Annotated in this window: 33 protein-coding genes and 1 pseudogene; 4 read left to right on the forward strand and 30 right to left on the reverse strand. The window is 38.2% G+C overall.

Going from position 1 to position 22,413, the window contains the following annotated elements; genetic code table 11:
- Positions 1–32 precede the first annotated feature (32 nt).
- From ACO1DI_RS01170 to ACO1DI_RS01185, 4 genes are all read right to left on the reverse strand, one after another.
- Complete coding sequence (locus ACO1DI_RS01170; RefSeq protein WP_014459218.1) at positions 33–1,169, reverse strand: GAF domain-containing sensor histidine kinase; 1,137 nt, start codon at positions 1,167–1,169, stop codon at positions 33–35.
- 80 nt (positions 1,170–1,249) lie between these two features.
- On the reverse strand, positions 1,250–1,822 hold the full coding sequence (locus tag ACO1DI_RS01175) for a GNAT family N-acetyltransferase (protein WP_208733222.1): 573 nt from the start codon (positions 1,820–1,822) through the stop codon (positions 1,250–1,252).
- A gap of 79 nt (positions 1,823–1,901) precedes the next feature.
- A complete protein-coding gene (locus tag ACO1DI_RS01180; protein WP_014459216.1) occupies positions 1,902–3,110 on the reverse strand; it encodes an NAD(P)/FAD-dependent oxidoreductase in 1,209 nt (402 codons plus the stop codon).
- A 364-nt stretch (positions 3,111–3,474) separates the two neighbouring features.
- On the reverse strand, positions 3,475–3,783 hold the full coding sequence (locus ACO1DI_RS01185; protein ID WP_226701384.1) for a hypothetical protein: 309 nt from the start codon (positions 3,781–3,783) through the stop codon (positions 3,475–3,477).
- 518 nt (positions 3,784–4,301) lie between these two features.
- On the opposite strand from ACO1DI_RS01185, the gene yjcZ reads away from it, so the two are divergent.
- Complete coding sequence (yjcZ, locus tag ACO1DI_RS01190; protein WP_014459214.1) at positions 4,302–4,451, forward strand: sporulation protein YjcZ; 150 nt, start codon at positions 4,302–4,304, stop codon at positions 4,449–4,451.
- A 309-nt stretch (positions 4,452–4,760) separates the two neighbouring features.
- Here the strand turns inward: yjcZ and ACO1DI_RS01195 are convergent, their stop codons facing one another.
- From ACO1DI_RS01195 to ACO1DI_RS01205, 3 genes are all read right to left on the reverse strand, one after another.
- Positions 4,761–5,207 carry a GNAT family N-acetyltransferase gene (locus ACO1DI_RS01195; RefSeq protein WP_423144982.1) on the reverse strand — a complete coding sequence of 149 codons (447 nt, stop codon included), beginning with the start codon at positions 5,205–5,207 and terminating at the stop codon, positions 4,761–4,763.
- A gap of 20 nt (positions 5,208–5,227) precedes the next feature.
- Positions 5,228–5,611 carry a MerR family transcriptional regulator gene (locus tag ACO1DI_RS01200; RefSeq protein ID WP_014459212.1) on the reverse strand — a complete coding sequence of 128 codons (384 nt, stop codon included), beginning with the start codon at positions 5,609–5,611 and terminating at the stop codon, positions 5,228–5,230.
- Positions 5,612–5,974: 363 nt separating this feature from the next.
- A complete protein-coding gene (locus tag ACO1DI_RS01205) occupies positions 5,975–6,910 on the reverse strand; it encodes an aldo/keto reductase (RefSeq protein WP_014459210.1) in 936 nt (311 codons plus the stop codon).
- 269 nt (positions 6,911–7,179) lie between these two features.
- On the opposite strand from ACO1DI_RS01205, the gene ACO1DI_RS01210 reads away from it, so the two are divergent.
- A complete protein-coding gene (locus tag ACO1DI_RS01210; protein ID WP_014459209.1) occupies positions 7,180–7,395 on the forward strand; it encodes a hypothetical protein in 216 nt (71 codons plus the stop codon).
- A 34-nt stretch (positions 7,396–7,429) separates the two neighbouring features.
- Here the strand turns inward: ACO1DI_RS01210 and ACO1DI_RS01215 are convergent.
- Positions 7,430–8,349 (reverse strand): annotated as a pseudogene (locus ACO1DI_RS01215) (DMT family transporter).
- Positions 8,350–8,457: 108 nt separating this feature from the next.
- On the opposite strand from ACO1DI_RS01215, the gene ACO1DI_RS01220 reads away from it, so the two are divergent.
- Positions 8,458–9,357: an AraC family transcriptional regulator gene (locus tag ACO1DI_RS01220; protein ID WP_140451326.1), complete on the forward strand. Its 900-nt coding sequence runs from the start codon at positions 8,458–8,460 to the stop codon at positions 9,355–9,357.
- Between the two features lie 30 nt (positions 9,358–9,387).
- Here ACO1DI_RS01220 and gvpU read toward each other — a convergent pair whose 3' ends face one another.
- The 20 genes from gvpU to ACO1DI_RS01320 form a co-directional block, all read right to left on the reverse strand.
- Positions 9,388–9,804, reverse strand: a complete 417-nt coding sequence (gene gvpU / locus ACO1DI_RS01225) for a gas vesicle accessory protein GvpU (RefSeq protein WP_013057987.1) — start codon at positions 9,802–9,804, stop codon at positions 9,388–9,390.
- Positions 9,805–9,827: 23 nt separating this feature from the next.
- Complete coding sequence (gene gvpT / locus ACO1DI_RS01230) at positions 9,828–10,712, reverse strand: GvpT/GvpP family gas vesicle accessory protein (RefSeq protein WP_423144983.1); 885 nt, start codon at positions 10,710–10,712, stop codon at positions 9,828–9,830.
- A 36-nt stretch (positions 10,713–10,748) separates the two neighbouring features.
- Positions 10,749–11,051: a gas vesicle protein gene (gene gvpJ / locus ACO1DI_RS01235; protein ID WP_028414528.1), complete on the reverse strand. Its 303-nt coding sequence runs from the start codon at positions 11,049–11,051 to the stop codon at positions 10,749–10,751.
- A gap of 21 nt (positions 11,052–11,072) precedes the next feature.
- Positions 11,073–11,357, reverse strand: coding sequence for a gas vesicle protein K (locus ACO1DI_RS01240; protein WP_013057990.1), 285 nt, complete (start codon positions 11,355–11,357; stop codon positions 11,073–11,075).
- Positions 11,311–11,598, reverse strand: a complete 288-nt coding sequence (locus tag ACO1DI_RS01245; protein ID WP_013057991.1) for a gas vesicle protein — start codon at positions 11,596–11,598, stop codon at positions 11,311–11,313. The genes ACO1DI_RS01240 and ACO1DI_RS01245 overlap by 47 nt, the downstream gene beginning before the upstream one ends.
- A 17-nt stretch (positions 11,599–11,615) precedes the next feature.
- A complete protein-coding gene (locus ACO1DI_RS01250) occupies positions 11,616–12,425 on the reverse strand; it encodes a GvpL/GvpF family gas vesicle protein (protein ID WP_115654390.1) in 810 nt (269 codons plus the stop codon).
- Positions 12,426–12,692, reverse strand: a complete 267-nt coding sequence (locus ACO1DI_RS01255; protein ID WP_013084016.1) for a gas vesicle protein GvpG — start codon at positions 12,690–12,692, stop codon at positions 12,426–12,428.
- A gap of 1 nt (position 12,693) precedes the next feature.
- On the reverse strand, positions 12,694–13,461 hold the full coding sequence (locus ACO1DI_RS01260) for a GvpL/GvpF family gas vesicle protein (protein WP_221784081.1): 768 nt from the start codon (positions 13,459–13,461) through the stop codon (positions 12,694–12,696).
- Positions 13,462–13,475: 14 nt separating this feature from the next.
- The gene (gvpN, locus tag ACO1DI_RS01265) at positions 13,476–14,402 is read right to left on the reverse strand and encodes a gas vesicle protein GvpN (RefSeq protein ID WP_140451323.1); all 927 of its coding nucleotides are present in this window, start codon (positions 14,400–14,402) and stop codon (positions 13,476–13,478) included.
- Positions 14,403–14,430: 28 nt separating this feature from the next.
- Positions 14,431–14,697 carry a gas vesicle protein GvpO gene (gene gvpO, locus ACO1DI_RS01270; RefSeq protein WP_013057996.1) on the reverse strand — a complete coding sequence of 89 codons (267 nt, stop codon included), beginning with the start codon at positions 14,695–14,697 and terminating at the stop codon, positions 14,431–14,433.
- A 74-nt stretch (positions 14,698–14,771) separates the two neighbouring features.
- Positions 14,772–15,038 carry a gas vesicle structural protein GvpA gene (gene gvpJ / locus ACO1DI_RS01275; protein ID WP_226555226.1) on the reverse strand — a complete coding sequence of 89 codons (267 nt, stop codon included), beginning with the start codon at positions 15,036–15,038 and terminating at the stop codon, positions 14,772–14,774.
- A 19-nt stretch (positions 15,039–15,057) separates the two neighbouring features.
- Entirely contained in the window at positions 15,058–15,537 is a 480-nt protein-coding gene (gene gvpQ / locus ACO1DI_RS01280; RefSeq protein ID WP_208733214.1) for a gas vesicle protein GvpQ, read from the reverse strand.
- Between the two features lie 25 nt (positions 15,538–15,562).
- Entirely contained in the window at positions 15,563–16,048 is a 486-nt protein-coding gene (gvpT, locus tag ACO1DI_RS01285; RefSeq protein ID WP_208733212.1) for a GvpT/GvpP family gas vesicle accessory protein, read from the reverse strand.
- A gap of 60 nt (positions 16,049–16,108) precedes the next feature.
- Positions 16,109–16,315: a gas vesicle protein GvpJ gene (gene gvpJ, locus ACO1DI_RS01290; protein WP_423145240.1), complete on the reverse strand. Its 207-nt coding sequence runs from the start codon at positions 16,313–16,315 to the stop codon at positions 16,109–16,111.
- Between the two features lie 504 nt (positions 16,316–16,819).
- The gene (locus ACO1DI_RS01295) at positions 16,820–17,305 is read right to left on the reverse strand and encodes a general stress protein (RefSeq protein WP_115654395.1); all 486 of its coding nucleotides are present in this window, start codon (positions 17,303–17,305) and stop codon (positions 16,820–16,822) included.
- Between the two features lie 181 nt (positions 17,306–17,486).
- Positions 17,487–17,966, reverse strand: a complete 480-nt coding sequence (locus ACO1DI_RS01300) for a DUF2798 domain-containing protein (RefSeq protein WP_423144984.1) — start codon at positions 17,964–17,966, stop codon at positions 17,487–17,489.
- Between the two features lie 198 nt (positions 17,967–18,164).
- Positions 18,165–19,409 (reverse strand): glutamate-aspartate/proton symporter GltP, encoded by a 1,245-nt coding sequence (gene gltP / locus ACO1DI_RS01305; RefSeq protein ID WP_029715022.1) that lies wholly within the window; start codon positions 19,407–19,409, stop codon positions 18,165–18,167.
- A 200-nt stretch (positions 19,410–19,609) separates the two neighbouring features.
- Positions 19,610–19,948 (reverse strand): zinc ribbon domain-containing protein YjdM, encoded by a 339-nt coding sequence (locus ACO1DI_RS01310; protein ID WP_029715023.1) that lies wholly within the window; start codon positions 19,946–19,948, stop codon positions 19,610–19,612.
- A gap of 90 nt (positions 19,949–20,038) precedes the next feature.
- Positions 20,039–20,239 carry a hypothetical protein gene (locus tag ACO1DI_RS01315; RefSeq protein WP_014459191.1) on the reverse strand — a complete coding sequence of 67 codons (201 nt, stop codon included), beginning with the start codon at positions 20,237–20,239 and terminating at the stop codon, positions 20,039–20,041.
- Between the two features lie 32 nt (positions 20,240–20,271).
- Positions 20,272–20,454, reverse strand: a complete 183-nt coding sequence (locus tag ACO1DI_RS01320) for a hypothetical protein (protein WP_014459190.1) — start codon at positions 20,452–20,454, stop codon at positions 20,272–20,274.
- 232 nt (positions 20,455–20,686) lie between these two features.
- Here ACO1DI_RS01320 and ACO1DI_RS01325 point away from each other — a divergent pair, with 232 nt between their 5' ends.
- Positions 20,687–21,025 (forward strand): hypothetical protein, encoded by a 339-nt coding sequence (locus tag ACO1DI_RS01325; RefSeq protein WP_014459189.1) that lies wholly within the window; start codon positions 20,687–20,689, stop codon positions 21,023–21,025.
- 29 nt (positions 21,026–21,054) lie between these two features.
- Here the strand turns inward: ACO1DI_RS01325 and ACO1DI_RS01330 are convergent, their stop codons facing one another.
- On the reverse strand, positions 21,055–21,666 hold the full coding sequence (locus tag ACO1DI_RS01330; protein ID WP_115654402.1) for a CBO0543 family protein: 612 nt from the start codon (positions 21,664–21,666) through the stop codon (positions 21,055–21,057).
- 38 nt (positions 21,667–21,704) lie between these two features.
- Complete coding sequence (locus ACO1DI_RS01335) at positions 21,705–22,205, reverse strand: CBO0543 family protein (protein ID WP_423144985.1); 501 nt, start codon at positions 22,203–22,205, stop codon at positions 21,705–21,707.
- Positions 22,206–22,413 lie beyond the last annotated feature (208 nt).

Raw genomic sequence — 22,413 nt, forward strand, 5'->3', positions numbered from 1 at the left:
AGTGCTTACTCTCCTTTCTTTTTTGTTTTATCTTAAAGCGTCAAAGGCAGCTTCACCGTCACTACTGTCCCGTTCTCATCACTCTCAATCGCAAGCGTACCATTATGTTCGTTGATGATCGTTTTACAAATAGAAAGCCCTAACCCCATGCCTGTTCCATCTTTTGTTGAGAAAAATGGATTTCCTACTTTATTAATAATGGATAGCGGAATCCCAGAACCGGTATCTTGAATGTCAATAAGAGCACAATCTTCCCATTCTTTGATAATAAGATTTACTTCGCCGCGTTTCTTTTTCTCCATTGCTTCAATGGCGTTTTTCAAAAGATTCATAAACACTTGTCTCATTTGAGCAGGGTCGATTGATACAAGTGGAATGGCTCCTTCTATTCTTACGTTCATTTCGACATTATACAGCGCAGCTTCACTTTTCAAGAAAGCAACGGTATCATGAATAACTTCTACAATCGATACGATTTCTTTTTTGGGCGCTGTTGGCTGCGTGACAAGCAAGAAGTTGTTAATAAGTTCATTCATACGATCCAGTTCATCAAGAACAATTTTTTGAAAAGGCTCTGCCTGCTCATTTTCATTAAATAAAAATTGAATAAAGCCGCGCACCGACTGCATCGGGTTTCGAATCTCATGTGCTAACCCTGCTGCTAGCTGCCCTACGAGCGCTAGTTTATCAAGCTGTAGAATTTTCTCTTCAATTTTCGGCAAAACAGCCGCTTGATGTTTATAAATAATGTGAGACAAAATACCAGCCAGCCGGTTTAACCCTTGAATTTCACTTTCGCTAAACTGATAAGGATCCGGATCGACCGCGCATAAGGTACCAAACATTCTCCCGTCTTCTAGCACAATAGGTGTTCCTAAATAAGAACCTACCCGGGCACCATCAATGATGGCTAAATTAGACGTTCTAACATCGCGTTTTGTATTGGGAATAACAAGGGGTTCATCACACGTGACTAAGTTGCATACCGCAAGCTCTAACGGCAGCGTCAGTCCATCTTCTACAAGGCTTCCCCCTTCTTTATTAAAGGCTTTCATAACTGAAAATTGTTCGTCGAAAATCCCTACAAACAGCGTCCTGCTTCCGACTACTTCGCTGGCCATCTGCAATACATCCCAAACGGCTTTTTCATTGATGTTCCTCTCTTCCATTACCTTAGTCACCTACTATTTAAATATAGACTGTTCTATTCTCTTATTCTCATTATAAATTTTAAATGTACAAACGTATATCAAAATTTTAAGAACTCGTTTATTTCTTCTATTTCATCATTAGGGTTAAGGATAGCCAAGACTTGATGGTCTTCCCATACACCGTTGATATTTACATTTTTTCTAGCAATTCCTTCCCTATGAAACCCCGCTTTTTCTAATACGCGCTGAGAAGGCACATTACGTGGCATGACGCCCGCTTCAATGCGGTGAAGATGCAACTCTTCAAACGCATAGCAAACAAGCGCTTTAACGGCTTCTGTTGCGTATCCTTTTCCATTATGATGCTGATCTAGAAAATAGCCGATAAACGCGCTTTGTAAAGATCCACGCATCACTTGAAAAAGACTAATAGTACCAATTAATTTATTATTCTCTTTTTGAAAAAGACCAAAATAGTATTCTTGATCGTTTTTCCTATTCTCTTCGTGAAGCTGAATTTTTTCTACTTGGCTTTCCAATGTATAAAAAGAAGGCTCTCGAATCATAGAAAACTGTTCAAAAAAGTCGCGATTGTCATTTTGCAACCGAAGGCTGTCATGCGCATCGCTGACAGTTAGTGGGCGTAAATAAATAGCGTGACCCTCTATCATATTACGTCTCTCCTCTACTTCAAGAAATATATGTAAAAAAAGAAGGCTTTTTTTAAAAAACCTTCCATTTTCTCACATATTAAACTTTTCTTGTTTGAATGTAAAGTTCTAAATCACTGCTTTTCTTCGTCGTGATATGTTCTGCTATGATTTTAGCTAGCACCATATTATACACCGTTCCGTTATCTCCATATCCGCTTAGAAAGTAACAGTTAGGCATTTCGTCATATATTCCGATAAGGGGAAGCCCGTCATGAGTGCCTCCGTAATAAGCGCTTATGTAATAATCAGCTTCGACTTGAAGATGAGGAAAAAGCTTATTGAACTCTTTTAAAAGTTTGTCTCTTTTATGAACGAGTTTGGCATCACGTTCTTGCGGCACAATCGTGCTTTCATCAAGACCGCCTATAATGACCCGATTATCGGAAGTTGTTCTCATGTAAATATACGGTCGAGCGGTTTCCCAAATTAAATTTCGGTTTTTCCATCCTTTAAAATCCTTTACAGGAGTCGTAACGATAGCATAGGAACTTGTGAGTACAGCTTTTTTCTCTCTCTTAAATTCTTGATTTTCATAGCCTCCTGCCATAATGGCATATTTAGCTTTAATTTGCGATTTATTTTTAGTGAAAAATACAGCTTCATTTTTTTCTAACTTTTGACCGACAATTTCTGTTTCTTCAAAAATCCGAACCCCATACTGTTTTCCATACTCTAACAGACCGAGCGTAAAGCTGTAAGGATTTAGCTCTGCATCATTTTTAATAAGCATGGCCATGCGTTTTTTAAATCCATAGTCTTTTTCAATTTGTTCTTCTGATAAGATTTCAGCTTCAAATCCATGCTTTTGCATATAAAAGTAGTCTTTATTTATCTTCGTGATATCTTCTTCATAACTTGCATAATACAAGCTATCTCTTCTTATAAATTCTGCATCAATCGGAAGCTTTTTAGCTGCTTTCTCAATATCTGTAATGGCCTGTTCGCACAGTTTATAATGACGGACTGTTTTTTCTTCTCCAAACGTGTTGACTAATTCGTAAAACAATTTATCTCCTAAATATTGAATAAGAGAGGTATTTACAATTGTACTTCCATGCCCTGCTTTACGTTTATCAACAACCACAACATCAAGCCCTTGCTTACATAAATAGTAGGCACATTGTGCACCTGAACTTCCTCCTCCAATAATAAGAACATCGCATTCAATATCTTCCTCTAGAACTGGGTATACAGGCGGCTTCGCTACAGTTGTCTGCCAATAAGGTTTCCCAGATAGTAAATCCATACAAATGCCTCCTTTTCTCTCTGTATTATGCCCAATATAAGCTAATTTTTGCACCTAGCAGGATGAAAGTACGTGAGCTAAGTTTTTTGAGAATGGTAAGAAGGTTATTATCGTTACCTTCTGCTTTGGACACAGGCATGCAGTAAGTGAGTAAAGTTTTTTGTTTCTTCACTGTATGAAAAATAAAAACTTCACGCAAAAACCACCTAGAAAAATCACCAGGTGGTTTTTTATATGAGAGGGGGTGCACGTTCTGATTAACTGCGGGTGGATAGAAAACCTTATGGTTTAAAAACAAATTTCTTTACAGAAAAGAATGACGATAAGAAACACTTATTTTGAAGTTTTTTTCTTTTATTTATGTTTAACAGCAGCCGCCGAAGCCATATCCGTAACCGCCATATCCACCATAAGGATAACCACCGTAACCGTAGCCACCATAGCCATATGGTGATAATAGTGAACCGGCTACTAACCCTCCTGCTAATCCTCCTAAAAATGGGCCTCCAAAGCCGAAGCCGAATGGTCTGCCAAAGCCAAAACCAAACGGGCGTCCGAAACCAAACGGTCTGCCAAAGCCAAACGGTCTGCCAATAAACCTTTCATCTGCGTGTTGAAGTTGATGATGATCTTGAGAATACATAGTAGGTAAAAAATGCATTTCTGAATTCATAAGAGAAACCTCCGTTTTTTTGTTTTTTGCTTTCACCCAAGAATATGCATTTACCTATTCGCTGTCTTGGGCAAATATCTTGGTTATACTGAAAATAAGGGAAAAGAATTACGAAAAAAAGCAAATGACTAGGTTTATATGAAAATGAGCTTGGATTTCTCTTTAGTACCTAATACATACAAAAAGGAGCGGATCCTGACTTAGAATGGTCTAGGGAAAGTATTAACGTGTTTATTTCATAGTAAAAAATAAGAAGCCGAAGAAAAAATTCTTCGGCTTCTACTTCATTATGTACGCAGGCTAAGGAGGAAGTTGTATTAGCCTGCGTCGTTATAACATGGGGGCTCATATATGAGATCTTGGGATGATTCATCCTATGTAGAAAGTGAAAAAAAGTACCGTGTCCATCTTATTTTCTTATCTTTTTTTGTTTTCATTGAAATCATTGGATATTTTTGGAGCACTTTTGCATTTCAGGCATATGTTAAAAATGTACTCAGAACTTGGAGGTGAACTATATGGGCTTCTATGGTGGCTGTGGTTATGGCGGTTACGGTTACGGCGGTGGCGGCTGCGGATTTGGCAGTGGCTTTGCTTTAATCATCGTATTATTCATTTTATTAATCATCATCGGCTGTGCTTGCTGGGGAGGATTTGGCGGTTGCTAATCATTAGAAATAATGATGAACGGCTTCATTTCCACTAATTTTTTTACCAAAAGCTAGCTTTCCACTTTATTATGAAAAAGCAGTGTCCACATAATGGGCACTGTTTTTAAGCGTGCTTATGAACCAGGTAATAATAAGACTAACCATTATAAAAAAAATAGATTTTTTTAATCTGCAGCTTCTTGTCTGTTTCTCCTCATTACCTTATTTTCCCTTTTCATACTTCCCTTTCTTCTACATATTAATAGATAAAAAGATTAATTAAAAAGAGAGTCCCTCTGCAACTCTCTTCCCGCTTTATGTAAAAAATTATACAAACGATTTTTTCAAGACGACCCGCTGATCATTTACAGTATAGCCGTTTCTTTCATAAAAAGCCTGTGCAGCTCCTCCAGTCGCCGTTAAGAGATACAAGCTGTTGATATCGTGTCTTTGAAGTTCGTTCTCAAACCGGCTTAAGATAGCTGAACCATATCCTTTTCCTTGCACGCTTGCACTGACGCAAAGCTCGGCCACGTAAAAGGTCATACCGCTGTATGATTTTTTCGCGTGACCTGCAATCATTCCAATCAACTCTCCTTGGTCATAAAATAAATAGCCTATAAATTTAGGCGTGTTCAGTAGATCAGTCAGCCTTTCTTTAGCTGATTCTTCCGTCCATGGTTCATTCCAAGGCTTTTTTGTAAATACATTCAGATACAAGTCAATGCACTGCTGCATATTCTCTGCAGTGAGAGGTACTACTTTTTCGATCATTTTTACGCTTCCTTTTTTGTTTAGTTTGAAGGCTTATTAACAATTCGCTCGTACATTTCCGGCAGGTGCTTGATTTTATAATCAATCGTCTCAAGCTTGTGATGAATTTCTTCAATTTCTTTTAGCACTGCTTTTTTGTGATCCATCAGCATTTGAAGACTTTTATCAAGCACGGCATTCTCAAGCGTACAGTTTTCAATAAGCGTTCGAATATCCTTGATTTGCATACCCGTGCTTTTTAAACAGCAAATTAAATCAATCCATTCAATATCTTGTTCTTTAAAAATACGATTTCCTGACGCTGTACGATCTAAAAATGGAAAAAGCCCTTCTTTATCATAATAGCGAATGGTATAAATTGTCACGTTCAATTTCTTCGCAACTTGTGAAATGGTATACGTCATACTGCTTCCTCCTACAATTAAACTTCTCAGAAAAACATGATGAGTTTGTCTTGACCTCCAGTTATCTCGAGGATTTATTCTTTTAGAGTCTTCTTTATTGCGCTCTTTATGCTGCAGGTTTTTTGTACAAGCAGCAACATACATTCAAATCAGAAAGGATGATACGATGAATACTGCTCACATGATGCTTACCATTGTAATCGGCGGTTTTATTGCCTTTTTATTAGGTTTTGGCGTCACAAAAATAATTGAGCTGCTGCTAAATCTTTTTCTAGCTTAACCAGTAGTTCTTAACGTAAAACGCAGGTAACTCCGTTCCATGTTCGAACGGAGTTACCTGTTTTATTTTAGAGACTAAAGCGCTTAAGGCACCATATTGCCAGCGGCTTTATAAATATCGTACCATTCTTGGCGTGTTAACTTGATTTCTGAACCTTTGCTTGCATCTTTCATACGCTGAATATTTGTCGTACCAAGTACTACTTGAATATTTGCAGGATGCGTTGTAATCCACGCAACGGCAATCGCTGTATTCGTCACGCTATATTTACTTGCGATGCGATCAATTACTTCGTTTAGCTTTCCAAATTTCTCTTTATCACCTAGGAAAGGACCTTCAAAAAATCCGTTTTGGAACGGCGACCATGCTTGAAGCGTGATATCGTTTAAACGGCAATATTCAAGCACGCTGCTGTCGCGGTTGACAGCTTGATCAATTCCCATGTTTAACGAAATACCAGAATCAATGATTGGCGTATGTGCGATGCTGAACTGCACTTGGTTTACGACAAGCTTTTGGTTAATATATTTTTCAAGCAGCTGAATTTGCGCTGGGTTGTGATTCGATACACCAAAGTGACGTACCTTTCCGCTGCTTTGAAGCTCATTAAATGCTTCTGCTACTTCTTCAGGGTCCATTAGTGGATCTGGACGATGCAGTAATAAAAGATCTAAGTAATCTGTTTTTAAACGCTCTAAGCTGCCGTTAACAGAGTCTATGATATGCTTCTTTGAAAAGTCATAGTAATTTTCCGCTGCGTTAATGCCGCATTTGCTTTGAATCACCATTTTTTCACGAAGACTTGGGTTCATTTGTATAGCGTTTGCAAAATATTCTTCGCATTGTCCTACATAATCAGGACCGTAAATATCAGCATGATCAAAAAAGTTAATTTCTTCTTCCATCGCTGTGCGGATTAGCTTCTCTGCTTCTTGTAAAGAAAGCTCTGTTAAACGCATGTTTCCCATAATTAAATTTGATACGTGTAAGTCAGTATTAGCAATTGTATGATACTTCATGTAAAGCCCCTCCTTGAAATAATACTACTACAAGATAAACCATAGAGTTAACTCTAGGTCAAGCAGAAAGAATAAAAAATTTTGCAAGCAGCGGCGGTAAAACACCCTATCTTTTTTGGTAAAAAGATGAAATACTAGGTTGTGGTGTGATAAAAGTCACTGCCGCTTTGCATTTGATTTAGTAGTATATGTTACGTTCTTTTCTTCCTTTTTATCAAAGCTTATTTCATAGCAATACATTAATTTATCAGGCAAAGGAGTTTATCACCATGGAGAAAACGAAAACAAAACAATTTGAAATACATTATTCCGTTCTAAAAGATGAAGCCAAAATCAAAGGAACTTTTGTAGTAGAAGCTGCTAAAAACCGAGACGACGCATCAAGACTTGCTAAATTAAATGTCTCTACAAAAGAAAGAGTGTTTATTCAATATGTAAAGATTTTAAAAGTCAAACGAGTGTCCACAGATTCGGTGGCAAAGTGACATTGGTTTGCTTCTCCTTTTAGCAAACCCCCATTTATACTGAAAGTGTCGTCTCAGAAGATGCTTGTTTCGTTCGTGTGAGTAGTAGAACTAATCCAATAATACAAGCTGTGCCAATCCATTGATAAAAACCAAAAGGCTCTTTCAGCCAAACAACGGTTGTAATAACAGCGGCTAAAGGTTCTAAACTTCCGAGTAAACTCGTTTCTTTAGGTAAAAGACTTTGCAAGCTTTCTACGTAAAACCAAAAAGCAAGCATCGTGCCAAAAATAATGACAAATAAAATATATCCGCAGGTTATTGGTGATAAGCTTGACGCTTCCCAAGGCGGATGAATAAAGCTCATTACGCTTCCCCCAATTACCATTGACCAGCCAACGATAACAAGCGAACTGTACTTTTTGATCAGCGGGACGGCATACAGCGTATAAAATGCTGCTGCTACACCTGACAGCACTCCCCAAACAACGGCAGATACAGGCACAGACAGCTGAGAAATAGAGCCGTTTGTTAATAAAAAAAGCAGCCCCCCAGTGCCAGCAGAACAGTGATGACGTCTTGTCGCGTAAATATAGACTGCTTGCGCAAAAGCAAATAAATGATAATCATCACCGGTGATAAATACTGCAGCAGCGTAGCTACTGCTGCATTTCCATGCTTAATAGAAGCCATATACGTATACTGAACAGCGAGCATACCAACTATGGCAAAAACGACGAGCTGAAAAGCTGACTTTCGGTTCTTCCATACTCCAAATACGTGAGAATGATTCCTTTTTATACATGAAATCATTAGCAGCAAAAAACCCGCAGTGAGCAGCCGTACTGAAACAAGCCAGTCTACACTGATTTCAAATTCTTGAAAAAGCTTTTGAGCAACCGTTCCTCCCATCCCCCAACATATAGCTCCAGTTATTACAAAGAAGAACCCTTTTTTTCTGCTGAGATTGTTCATCTTTCATCCCTCACTTTTATTATAAGAATAGTGTTATAATAAGTGAAAAACGGGGCAGAAAATACGCATATTGCATTTAAAAATATAAATATATTGAGGTGACTGTGTGTGCCAGCAGCCCATTTTAAAATTGATAAAAACTTAAAAGAGCTAACGACCCATCGCACCGTTGAACTGCCAGTAGCATGTTATCAAACGACGATCAGCGATCACATAAACGGCTACATCCCTCTTCACTGGCATGATGAACTTCAATTTGTGTTGGTTATAAAAGGTGATGCGTCTTTTCAAATAAATGAAAAAACAGTTACTGTAAAACAAGGCTACGGACTGTTTATTAACAGCGGATGTCTTCATATGACCGAAGACATACACAAATCCGGCTGCGTATACATTTGTTTAAATGTTTCTCCTCATTTTCTTGTGCCGCAAGAGCTTTTTACAAATTACGTTTATCCCTACATTCATGCAACGAATCTATCACATTTATTCATCAGTCCAAAGCAAGCGTGGGGTAATAACGTGTTAGAGTCTATACATAAGATATACACATGGATTCATAAGCAGCTGCATCACTATGAAATAGAGATTGCCTCTGAACTCAGCATACTGTGGAAAAATGTAATTCTTAACGGGTTGCAGCTAAAATACAATGAAAAAGAAATGATCAAAAATCAGCGGATGAAGCAAATGCTCAATTGGATTCATTTGCACTTTGCTGAAAAAATCACGCTCGATGACATTGCCAAAGCCGGTCAATTGAGCCGGTCTGAATGCTGTCGATATTTTAAGAAAATGTTAAAAAAATCGCCTTTGACCTATGTATTAAACTATCGAATTCAGCAAAGCTTAGTTATGCTGCAGCAAGCAGAAGCAAATGTGACGGACGTCGCTTATCAAGTAGGGTTTAATAGTACAAGCTATTTTATTAATCAGTTTCGAAAAGAAATGAAGATGACTCCGCTCATGTATCGAAAAAAGAAGCTGCACATCTCATCACATCACTAAAAAACGGCGGGGCAATCACCCCGCCGTTTTTTATGAACTCTTTTTACTCGTTGATTTTGCATCAGAAATCTTCCCTAAGAAGAACCCGTCTACTTCTGCTATTTTTCCTCTCCAAAAGATCTTTCCTTTTGAAGGAGTAGACTTACTGTCTCCACAGTAGATCTTTGTATTTTTCAAATGAATAAAATGTGCTTCTGCTTCTCCGTTTGATTCGCTCGCTTCGCTTGCTAAAGAGAATTGTTCGCTTAGCGCCTGAGCCACTTCACTGCCTTCTTCAAACGTTTCGCTTAAGTAATCAAAGTATTCTTTTGCTGAAATCATGGTACCGGAAATCACAGCTCCGTTTACATTTAATGAAATATCAAGTGAAAAGCCGTGTTTATTAGAAGCTTTCACAAAGTATTCAAGCGTATTGTCTTTAGTTGAAAAAGAAGGGCCTGTACTCATGTATTTCTTTCCTCCTTTACGTCTTAGGCTGTTGTATCGTCTTCACTAGAAAGAGATGTTGCGTCATCATCTTCTTCATCCGTGTTTTTCTTTACTTTTGTATTTTTTGATTTTTTAGCTGTTGACTTTTTTGGTTTCGCTTCCTTTTTTTCTTCTTCGCTTTCCTCTTCTTCATCTTCTTCTGTTTTTACTTTTTTATTTTTTTTGTTTGAACGAGAATCTTCCTCTTCTTCCTCGCTGTCTTCGTCACTTTCACTTTCACTTTCTTCTTCCTCTTCTTGCTCAGCTTCTTTTTTATTCTTTTTACGAGGCTTAGATGTTTCTTCTTCGTTTTCATCGTCCTGCTCGTTTTCATCGTTCTCATCGTTCTCTTCTTCGTCAGAATCTGTATCTTCCGCTTCTTCGTCTTGATTTTTATTGAGGCTAAGCTCAACAAGCATGTTCATTTTTTCTTCAAGCTGTGATAAACGGTCTTGAAGAGTTTGATTTTCTTCTTTTAACTCGTCGTACTCTTGAACGTTATCGTCTTCTGTTTCGCTACTAGAAGAATTTCCGTTTTCTTCATCATCTTTTGATTTATCTTTATCTTTTTTAAACAAGCTTCCCGCAGATGTTTTCAGGCTGGCCACGCTGCTTTTTGATTTTTCTTTTACCTTTGTTCCTAAATCGGATGCTTTGCTTTTTAATTCGTCTGTATCAATGCGGTCAAGAAGACTTTTTCGATTTTCAGGAGTCGATACATATCCAATCGTTGCACCGATGATGCCTCCTGCTACCGCTCGTTTGATTGGCCCGCTGCTTGTTGTTTTGCTTGCTTTTGAATCGGTCTTTTCTTTTGAACCGTTTTCCTTGTTTTTGTTTTCCTTGTTTTCTACCTGTTCGTTATTTAATTTAGTTTCAGTTGCCATTGTAAATCCCTCCATTTTTTAAGTAGCGTACAGTTTTTAACGTTCTGTTTCTATTTTTTCTTCAAGCGTTTTTAACCGCTCATGCAGCATTTTATTTTCTTCTTCGAGCGCTTTACTATTGGCTCCTTTTGAACTGAGATACGGATCATTTTCCCACCAGTCCATGCCGATTTCTTTTGCTTTATCAACCGAAGCCACAATCAAGCGGATCTTTATCGTTAATAGCTCGACATCTGCAATTCCTACGGTGATGTCCCCCGCTATAACGACTCCTTTATCCAAAATCTTTTCGAGCACATCTACAATCGTACTTGACTGCATATTATGTTCGACTGCCATACTGTTCCTCCTACTGACCGCTTAAAGCAGGCTGCCTAGCGGTCCAAGATCAATATTTAAATCTTCTGCGTCCAGACCGAACACCTCTTTCAACTCGTCCATTTTTTCTTCTAAGTTCATTAGTGCAATTCCTAAGTTTTCAATTTGTTCATCCGTCAACGTTCCACCCTCCACCCGCCTCATGGCATGACGTTCAACGATTTGCCTCAATAGCTCAATAACTGTCATCACAAGCTGCGCTAAGCCTTGTTCAGCTTGATCAGGATCCAAGTGGATTCGTCCATTTGCTTGGCTGACCGGTTGCATCCATTAATTCCTCCTTTTGTTTATCAAATTGTTCAGAAGTGATGGGTTTGCGATTTCCTTCTTTTGCTTGTACAAGCGTTTCAACCGAAGAAATAAGCACCCGCAAATCCAAATACACTAAATCGACGCCAGCTATGGAAATGATTAAGTCTCCTTTAATGGCGACTCCTTTATCTAAAATGACATCTAAAATATCAATAAGAGCAATATCTTTATTCTCCATGGATTGTTTAAGAGACATAATGTTAATTCCTCACTTTACGCAAAGCTCGAGAAATGATAGGGCGGCCATGGTCCCGTCACTTCAAATTTCCAGCCTTTATTTTCAAGCTTTTGCTGAAGCTCTTCTATTTCGTTTACGAACTTAGTGATCTGCAGAGATGGGAGAAGAAACACGCTGTTCCATGCCATCTGTTCAGCTGCGCCCGTTACATCCTTGCTCCAATTCTTTTTAACAGAGTCATAAAGCGATAATTCCTTAAGCTTGTCATGTATCTCTTCACATACGTTATTTTTGTGAAGTTCTAATTCTCTTTCAATCAGCTGATCTATTTTTTTCTTTTCAAAAAACTGTCTTCCTGGTGATAAGTGACTAATTTCTTCTTTTTTCGCTTTCACGCTTTCATTCGTTTCGCTGATTCCTTTTTTAAGCTCCGTATCATCACAGTAAATCTTCACGTTCCACTCTTCATTTCCTTGAAGCAGCGTCAGTGAATTCTCTAGCTTTTCTTTGTTAAGCTCAATAGCTGCCTGCAGACTTTCTTTACTTTTATAAATGGTGCAAAATTTTAATGGAATGATCGTAAATTCTTCGTACAAAGCGGCTACCGTTTCGTGATGATGAAATGCTTTTTCCTGCAGCCAGCTCATATCCTGCTCCATTTTTTCTTTAATCACTTCTTCTGAATAGACGTCAGCATCCAGCTTAGAAACGACAGCCGTCACCTGATCAATCGTTATTGGGTACAGTGAATGTTCTCCGTCAAACCCTTTATAAGATGGAAACGGCTCTCTGGCTGCTGCTTCTTTTGTTGGAATTAAACCGTATAAATACAGTAATTCTCCCATCTAGGATTCCTCATTTCTTTTTTTTGTCAGCTCTTCCCATTGTTCAATTTCTCTGCGTTTCGCAATTTCGTACCTCATTAACAATTCATCTTCTTTTTCTTGAAACGCTTCTTCCGGAATTTCACCAAGCTCAAACATCATTTGAAGCTGAATGAGTTTTTGCTGAATCGTCGGAAGGTCATATAGCTGTTTATCAGCTTCTTCCTGTACTTTCTCGCCGATTTTCACTACAAGGTTAATAGGTGCGGTTACTAATTTGTGAAGCACGTTATTTCTCTTCTACTTTTAGGCGAATGTTCACAAAATTATAAGCAGGCCAAGGACCGCTGTAATGAAAATCGGCTTTGTCTTTCCAGTTTTCATGCGCTTCATTCACTTTTTCATCAAACTTCGCTTCATCTTCTCGGTTAATTAAGAAAGAAGCGTTTAAAAGCATCGTTTCGCCCGTTGGCTCATTTGCTTTTGCTGCTTCCGCTGCTTCTTCAAGCGGAGAAAACACATCTGTCTTGACTTCTTTTTGCAGGGAAGTAAACATCTTTTGAGCCATTCCTCCAAGCTGAATACGCTCATAATAACCGGCTGCTTCTGATTTTCCTTTTACGGATGCTGATACTTTTTCAAGTTCAGGATTTTCGTTTACTTTTTTCTCAAGCCATTCTTTTTTCCCAATTACTTTTAAGCCGACTTCAATTTTCCCTTTGATCGCTGGAAACAGCTTTTCAAACTGCGGATAAAGGTTTTCCAAAAGAACTTTTACGTCTTCTTTTGATTTGAATACATTCCCAAAGCTGATTGGAATAACCGTATCGTTCTTGTCCATAATCGCTGCTACTGCGTGTTGATGCATTAATAAATTTTGGCGATTAGGATGATAAATTTTCATCGGCACTTCAGCTGCTACCATAGCCGCGTCTTTGTAGCGAATCAAAAACGTTTCAGCTTTTGTTCCTTCTACTTCTACCGATCCAAAATCTGCGTCTTTATCTGTTTGAATGGCGCTAAAAATATAAATACCTGTTTCGTTTGTTTCACTCATGTTTTCAAGCTCCTTTACTTTTCTTCAGTGTCTATATTCTTACATTCTTCTAGAATGATTTTTTCGGCTTTGCTTTTTGCATTTTCTTCATCCAAACATTTGGTAAGCGGATGATGCAAAATGTCGATACATAACGTTTGAAAATCTTCGTCATTTCCATCGATAGGAATGTCTTGCTGCGTGGCAAGGGTAGCGATCATAAGCGAAGCTCGCAGGCTAAGTCCGCTGCTGTTTTCGTCTCCAGAGCGGTTTCGCACGTTTGCTACGAGCGTTACAATTGTGCGCGCTTCGTCTTCTTCTACGTCCGTTTTCTCCGTTAAAATTGCTGTCTCTCTCTCAATGTCTTTATAATCGATAAACATAGTAATTAACCTGTCAAGAAGCGCATCTTGTGTATCATATACGCCGGCATACTCAGCTGGATTGCTTGTGAAGATGACGCGGAAATCGGGATGCACGCGCACAAAAGGATCGGTCATTTTCACTCCATACAGGGGCAGCACGCCTTCTTCTAATATTGATAAAAAGATATTATTCGTTGCAGGCTTAGAACGAGTAAATTCGTCGTAAATCAGCGTATAGCCATTTTTTACAGCTTCAAGCAATCGCCCATCCTGCCAGTTTTCACTCACTTGTTCATCTTTTTTATAAACAGAACGAACATACTGATCAATCACTTTTTTGCTCGTGTATCCCGTAAAATCGCCAATTAAATCTTTGTTGTTGAGCTCGTGATTCCCGTGCATCAGCATTACAGGACGCTTTCTCTTTTTAGCAAGCGCTCGCGCTAAAGAGGTTTTGCCTCCGCCGGCAGGACCTGTAAAATGAATGGAATAGCCGGATTTTAAATAGCTCAGCGCTCTTGAAAGAACCTCTTTTGTCTCGTCATCTTGTATAAAAGCTCCACTGCCTTTTTTCCTTTTGTCTGTTAAGACGGTCATTTTTACGTTCCTCCTGCCATCTTATCGTTTATGCTTCAATGCCAATGGCGCTTCTATATCTGACGTCGAGTCGTTTGAATGAAATGACTTCTTTTTCTTTATTTAAAAAGCACTCGTACGTTCCGAGCATTTCATCTTTGGCGTATTTTTTCATATATTCTCGTTCTTCAATGACTTCAACAATGACTCTCCAGCCTTCATCTTCAGTAGCTTCCACCGAGGTAATTTTATGAGGAGGAGCTACGTGTTCACCGAAAAAGTCGTTCACGGCTTGCATAATTTTTTTAATTTCCATTTTTAGTAGCCTCCAATAGTTAGATCTAAAAGCTGGAACCACCCTCAAAAAGGAAGGTTCCATACCACTTCATATTAAATACTAAAACGCGGCTGTCCTTCACTTGCATTTGAACGTTCAGGAAGGCCGTTTTCTTCTACGTCGTCACGAAGAAGCCCTACTGCTTCTGCATAGCGTAACCATGTATCAACACTGGCAATAACCACTCGCGCTTCAATTGTTAAAATTTCAATCCCTACAACAGACACTCTTGCAAAAGCATCAATAACAATTCCTTTATCTAAAATACGGTCAATTACTTCTGCTAAACTTGAACTATTAGTACTTTTTTGAATAGACATATCCCATTTCTCCTTTCGGTTATGATCCCATTGTTTTCAAATCTGTAGATGATTTAATATCAGTGGAACTTTTAATCTTAGTAGAGCTTTTAATATCCGTTGCTTTTTTAATCTGATTTACGCCTTTTATTTTCCGCTTGTTTTTTGACTTATCTTTATCGTCATCGTCTGAAGAAGAAACTTTTTCTTGAAAGTTTTCTCCAGCTTCTTTCACATCGCTAAGCTTATCTTTTACTGATAATAAGACGTCTTGAAGCTTTTCTTTTGCGTCTTCTCCTTTGCCGTGTACCTTTTGGGAGTTTTTTTCTTTCGTTTCCTGCAGTTTTTCTGACGCTTCATTTGCTTTTTCCTGCAGTTTCCCTTCGGTTTTTTCGACAAACTTTTCTTTCGCTTTTTCTTTAACCTTTTCTTCTACTTTTTCCTTAACAGGTTCAGGCGTGTGCTCAACTATTTTTTTTCCCGCTTTTAAGGCTGCTTTCTCCACATCTTTTTTATCCATGAAATTCCCCTTCAGGACGGATATCTTACTTCTTCGCGTCCATGAGTTTGTTTAGCATCTCTTCAATGCGCTGCAGCTGATCGTTCATATTTTTATTTTCTTCTTTTAACTCTTCGTACTGAGACGTTTCCATTTCTGCGCTTGCGCTGACTTCTTCCTGCGAATCTCCCTGTTCATTTGATGTTTCTTCTTTTTTCTTTTTAGGTGCCAACAGCTTGCTTAAATTGTCTTTTTCAAGATAGCCTGTAGCCGTCTGTCTTAATGCTCCCATCGCTTGCTGCGTTAGAATATCCTGTGCGTTTCTTCTTAACTCTTGTCCTGTCGCACGTACAATTTCTGATTGTCCTAAGCGGCTGAGTACTTTTTTACTCGTTTGAGGACTTGAAAGAAGTCCAATTCCCGCTCCTACTACGCCTCCTAAAATAGCAAGATTTAAAGAGTTTTGCGTTTTTTCTTCTTGCTGCTCATTTTGTTGTTTTTCACTTTGCACATTGTTATCAGTGGTTGACATGTTTCATCCTCTTTTCTCTTATTATTATTTATTTAATGAATTTTCTTACGATTAAAAGACTTAAAAGCTAAGCCCTGCACCTCGCTCCTCTGTTCGGCCAGGCAGCCCTTCTTCCTCTACTTTGTCGGTTAATAATCCGACGGCTTCCGCGTAGCGAAGCCACGTATCGACACTTGCAATAACGACTCTTGCTTCAATCGTTAAAATTTCAATTCCTACGAGTGATACTCGAGCAAAAGCATCGATGACAATTCCTTTGTCTAGAATTCAATCAATCACTTCTGCTAAACTTGAACTATCTGCACTTTTTTGAATACTCATTTTTTAGCAGCTCCTTTCGAGATTTAACTAAATGAATGATGCTACTAAACAACCTGCTTAACTTTTTTAGTAAACATACTTTTGAAATATACTTTTTAACCATCTTTCAAACATGAATAATTTGCTAAAAATTAATTCCTGAAAAATAATTAGAAAATTATTCTACTTCGTATAATAGTTTACAGTTAATTTATGGATGTATTTTGCGCGCAAATCCCGTTGTTAAAGCTTTTATTGAAATTCAAATTCCAAAATAAAATAATAAATACATTATTGTTACAATAATATTACATTATAATTTAAGGCATATTATCTTTCAGGTTACCCTCAAATACTTTGATATTTTTAACTATTATGGAATATTATTGTGCATTAAGTTAACTTAAATAAAACCAGGGCATAAAAAAGCTGCCGCACTGCGACAGCTTTCTCCTACATATATCATACGTTCTATAAAATCATTCCGGTTAAAGGAGCTTTCGGGTTTCCTTCATGATCTGAGTCTTCTTTGTCTACTAAAACAAGCAAGCTGCCTTCTTTGACTGAATCATTATATTGTTCGGCCTGCTGTTTTGGAATTCCCATACCGACTAAAATACCAGACAGACCTCCTACGCTCGCACCAGCTGCCGCACCTGTTAATGTAGCTACAATCGGACCAGCCGCCACAATTGGACCTATTCCCGGTATGGCAAGAGCACCGGCACCTGCTAATATTCCGGTCAAGCTCCCTAGCGTACCTCCGGTAAGTGCTCCAGTTGCTGCCCCTTCTGCTTTTGTATTCGTTTCTTTCTGAACTTTTTTGGTCTTTTTATGTTTACCGATGATAGATATTTCTTCTGATGCGTATCCTTCTTTTTTTAAACTCTCTACAGCATGAATTGCTTCTTGTTCCGTTTCATATACCCCCACAACATTCTTTGCTTTTGCTTCCATACTATCTCCTCCTCATTAATGTTGTGTGTACCCGGGAGTATGGCTTTGAAACGTTTTAAAGAGTAAGTATTTCTAAATAAATAACGCCAAATCACTTGTCATTTAGTGACTTTCTTCTCTTCTTACCGAACAGCTTTGCATAACAAAACCCTAAGAAAATATACGTTCTTAGGGTTTTGAGTTAAGCAGCTGCCAGATTCTTTTTAACAAATTTCATAAACAATCCGCGAACTAAAGGCCCCATAATGAGAAGCTGAAGCGGATAGGCTACGATAAAGTTTTTCATAACGATAAATGCATAGCTTGAAAGAAGCGGCTCTCCATGCAAACCTTTTGTAAATGACATCGTAATTAAGCCGTATACAGACATGCAAAGCACCATTCCGATAACCATGCACGTTGACAAAATCAACACGACTTTTAACTGTTTAGACTTATCAAACGGCAGTGAAAATGCTACTTTTTTTGCTACGGGACCGACTACGAAAGTTTCGACAGCCATGGCAACTACAAATGTGATAACCAAGTTCAAAATACCTTCTGCAAGTGTGATATGCCCGATGACATCATTTATTAACATGTTATACATCGTCATCACAAGCACCATCCCTCCGCACATCATCATTCCAAAATACATACTTTCTTTTTTAGTTGTTGGCACATTCCTCATCCTTTTCATCTTTTTTACTTGGCTTAGTATAGCTTTTTATCTTCCTTCTTCGTAAGTGAACATTTTGTGAACATTTGCAAGCGGCTGCTCCTCTTTTTGTGGAGGACTGAGTATGGCGAACCACTCTAGTCTGCACCTTTGAAACGTAAGCAAAAACCCCCGCTCTATAGACTAAAGCGGGGGTTGGTTTTATAGAGATTCCGTGTGCGATGCAGGCGGAATTGGCGTTTGGGTTCGAAATACTTTCTCCCATTTTGAGACGACAATACAGGCAATGGCGTGACCTGGAACATTGACTCCTGTTCTGGCCATATCCATGATGCGGTCTACTCCTGCAATAATTGCCACTCCTTCAGCCGGCAGACCTACTGCGTTGGCTGTTGCTAAAAGAACAACAAGTGAACCTGACGGGACAGCCGCAATTCCTTTACTTGTCATTACGAGTATAAGCATCATAAATAATTGCTGAGTTAAGGGCATGTCAATATTAAAAGCCTGTGCTAAAAAGACGCATGAAACGGATAAATACAAAGTAGATCCATCACAGTTTAACGACAGGCCCGACGGAATAACAAACGACACCACTCGCTTAGGACATCCGTACTTCTCCATACGCTCCATCAGCTGTGGCAGAACCGTTTCTGTACTTGTTGTTGAAAACGCAATAAGAAACAAATCCCAAATCATTTTGAATACTTCAAAGTAGTTGAACTTGAACAAAAATCCAACAAGCGGAAACAAAACAAATAAAATAATAAAAAGACCTAAAAAGACGGTTCCAATTAGTTTCAGCATTGGAAGCAGAAGTACAATGCCGTATTGCCCCACAGATGCAGCCATTAGCGCTAGTACACCAAGAGGCGCTGTGACCATAACAATTTGCGTTAATTTAAACATAATTTTAGCGGTGGATTCAAAAAACTTCATGGCAGGTTCGGATGCTTTACCAACTCCTGAGGCAGCAACACCGAATAAAATAGCAAAGAAAATCACGGCCAGCAAATCATTTTTTGCCATCACATCTACGATATTCGTTGGAATGATGTTCAAAATCATTTGTTTAAAGTCCACGACTTTGTCGGTGTACTGAGACAATTCACCGATATCTTTTTTAACAAGATGAGAAAGATCGAGGCCTACTCCGGGCTTTAGCAAATTCACTAACAGCAGACCGATTCCTAATACGATGGTAGTAATAATTTCAAACCAAATAATCGTCTTTAACCCTAGACTCCCCATTTGTTTCATACTGCCGCTTCCCGCAGCACCTATGACGATGGTTGAAAAGACAATCGGCACCACAATCATTTTAATGAGGCGGATAAACCCGTCCCCTACCGGTCTTAAAGCCATCCCGAAGTCCGGAAAAAAGTGCCCGATAACAGCTCCAATTACTAATGCAATTAAAATTTGAAACGCTAAAAACTTTTTCACATTTCTCCCTCCCCTTTGCCTTAATGAAATGGTCATCCATTCCATTAATATCCAAACCTTCAGACACTTTAAGTAAGTTCGGGACATTTAGCTAGATTCCTTCTAAAATAGACAAAATGGTCTATATATTTCACTTTGTCCGTTAAAATACATAAAAAAAAGCCAGAATGAAAGTCTTCTTCATCCTGACTTTTTTATCGTTATGCTTTTTTCACAAACTGAGATTTTAAGCTCATCGCTCCAAATCCATCAATTTTGCAGTCGATGTTATGATCGCCTTCTACTAAACGAATACTTTTTACTTTCGTTCCGATTTTTACAACCGATGAGCTTCCTTTTACTTTTAAGTCTTTGATGACAGTAACTGAATCTCCGTCTTTTAAAGCATTGCCGTTTGCATCTTTTACAGTAAGCTGTTCTTCCGTGCTTTCTGCTTTTTCATCTTGACCCCATTCATGCGCACACTCCGGGCATATGAACAGGTTTCCATCTTCATATGTATACTGTGATTGACAGCTTGGACAATTAGGTACATTCATTTTCTTTTCCTCCAGCAGCAGCTCGTAACCAATGGTACGATCACGAGATTACGTTTTTTATCTGTTTTATACTGTCACAATTTTATAAGTTTAACAAGCTTTTCTATTTCCTTGCTGCTGATGTTTTCTTTTCCAAATAAGTGAGCCGATAAACAGAACAAAACCCGCTCCAAAGACAAGAAGCTGATCTAAATAAAAGTCCCCTGTTTTTACATACCGAATAATAAATAATCCTCCAAACATGAGCATCAGCATACATGAAAACCGAATGAGGTATGAATTGATTTCCATTTTTCATTCCTCCTTTTTGTAAGACTTTTTTGTTATGAAAAAAACGCGAACCATATGCCAAATGTAACTGTGTATAACGGTAAAATGACGGCTAGTTTTTGCTTCCACCCTTTAAAAAAGGAAGAATTACGAGGCGCAAACCAAAGCTCTAGCGTAGCGTATAACAGCAGTGCTCCCGCTGCTAGTATTGCAATCACAGTCTCTCTTAAGTCCATAGATAGATATTCCTCACTTTCATTCTACGCATTTGAAACTAATCGCAGGGTATATCATCAGTGTCATCGTTATAAAAGAGCTTCTAATCGTGATGCGTACGGGCTTTGAATACCCTTTTTAAGCATACAATAATTACCATTATATCATAATAAAAGCATTTTTGAGACTTTTTATACATGTAAATTATTGTATAATGAAAAGTAGACATAGAGAAAAAAAGGGGGAAATTTTTTGAAGAGAACTCAGCTTATTTTTGTTATTACCCTGCTTATTGAAGCTGGATTAACCTATGCATGCTCATCATTTTTGTCTATCCGCTTTATTGAGCTTATGTTTTTTAGCGGACTTTTGTTTTCAGTTTTAACTTTTTGGTTTTCAAGCAGCGGAAGCAACAGCGCTCATTCTCACTATAACACTCACTCCATGAGGTTAATGTCTGGAGCCAATATTGAACATAATTCGTTTCGTTTGCGTTGGACGGCTTATTTTCTTGCTTCTTTAAGCTTTACGGGAGTGGGCCTGATTTTTTTCATTCTGTTGCTGACGGACGTTATTCCTCCAGTAAGCTAAAAAACCTGCTCTTTACAGAGAGCAGGAACTTACGAGAACAGCTTGAGAAGCAGGCATTTTCGCCTTACTTTATTCGCAACAGCTTGAGTCACATGATCTTTTAAAGGCCGAGTCAATATTCGTTTCAGCGGATGTTTTAGCATCCGTTTGCTCACGGGAACTTTAAAAATAATGCTGAGAACTACTGTTGCAAAAACCGAGAGCAGCAAGACCACAAAAGGCTTTTTTTGAAACCATCTCGAAAAGATAAGCATCATTACATAAATAAGTGCTGACCACCCTAAATGCCATCCGTGCCTAAATGTAATAGCCTTACACCTAAGTCCGATCCATTCTACAAATGAAGCTGTACATACCCATTTTGTAATATACTTCACCTGTTTAAGAAGTGTAGGCGGATAAGTAGCTAAGAACGACAAAACCATGAGAGGCGTAATAAACATAAGGTGTAAAATACGCAGTACTTTTAATGAAAGATGAGAAGATTTAAAATCCCAAAGCAACTTATCGTTACATAAAAAGTAATAAAGAATATTAAAAAAGCTCACGTATAAAACCCCAGCATAAAGCTCGTGAATTTTTTTCCACGTTTTCTTTTGGATATTTTGAAAAATCAGCCATAGAAGGATAGAAATATGCACCTTTGTTCACCTCTCTAACGTCGTTTTTAGAACCAATGTTATTTTATTTTCGTTTCGTCCTGCTTCTTTTCAATTTTCCGAATCCATCCAATCAGCAGCCGGTTAAGATACGATTTTAATGTTACGCTAGTAAAGGTGTGGTACCACATCCACCCTGTTTTCCACTCGATGAGCTTCGTTCGTTTTTCAGCCCATAATTCAATAAAAAACATTGGAATCGTAAAAAGCACAATTTTATATAAAATCTTTAACCCTTTATCGTGATACGTAGCCTGATTAATCATAACGGATATACTAGGATACAGTAAAAAGTTGAACAACACATTAATTCTAAACTGTTTTTTCAGCAAGCGAGTTGGATATCGAAGAAGGCCGTGAGAGACAATAAATTTATCAATAATACCATTTGTTAATGCATTAAATGCATAAGCCAGCAGCCAGTCTTTGATCGGTGGTTTTCTAAATAAAAAAGGGAGCATTCCCAGCCCTATAATCAGCATTGCACGTAAAAAATTCACTTCAAATTTTTTATTTCTCATAACCTTTTCGCTCCTTTCACCAAGTGTTGTTAGTATACCTTCGTGTCGATTGGCAGCTTAAGACGGTTGTTCTAACCATGCTCAATTATTGCTTATGTTAATTTATAAAGATACGCAGCAGCGTCTAATGTAAATTTCCCGTACATAATCCCTAAGTTCACGTTATCCATACATACGTAAATGTTTGTTTTAGTTTTCAGTTCTTTGA

Origin of the sequence: Priestia sp. 40, from assembly GCF_049368575.1 — a bacterium.
Lineage (GTDB): Bacteria > Bacillota > Bacilli > Bacillales > Bacillaceae_H > Priestia > Priestia zanthoxyli.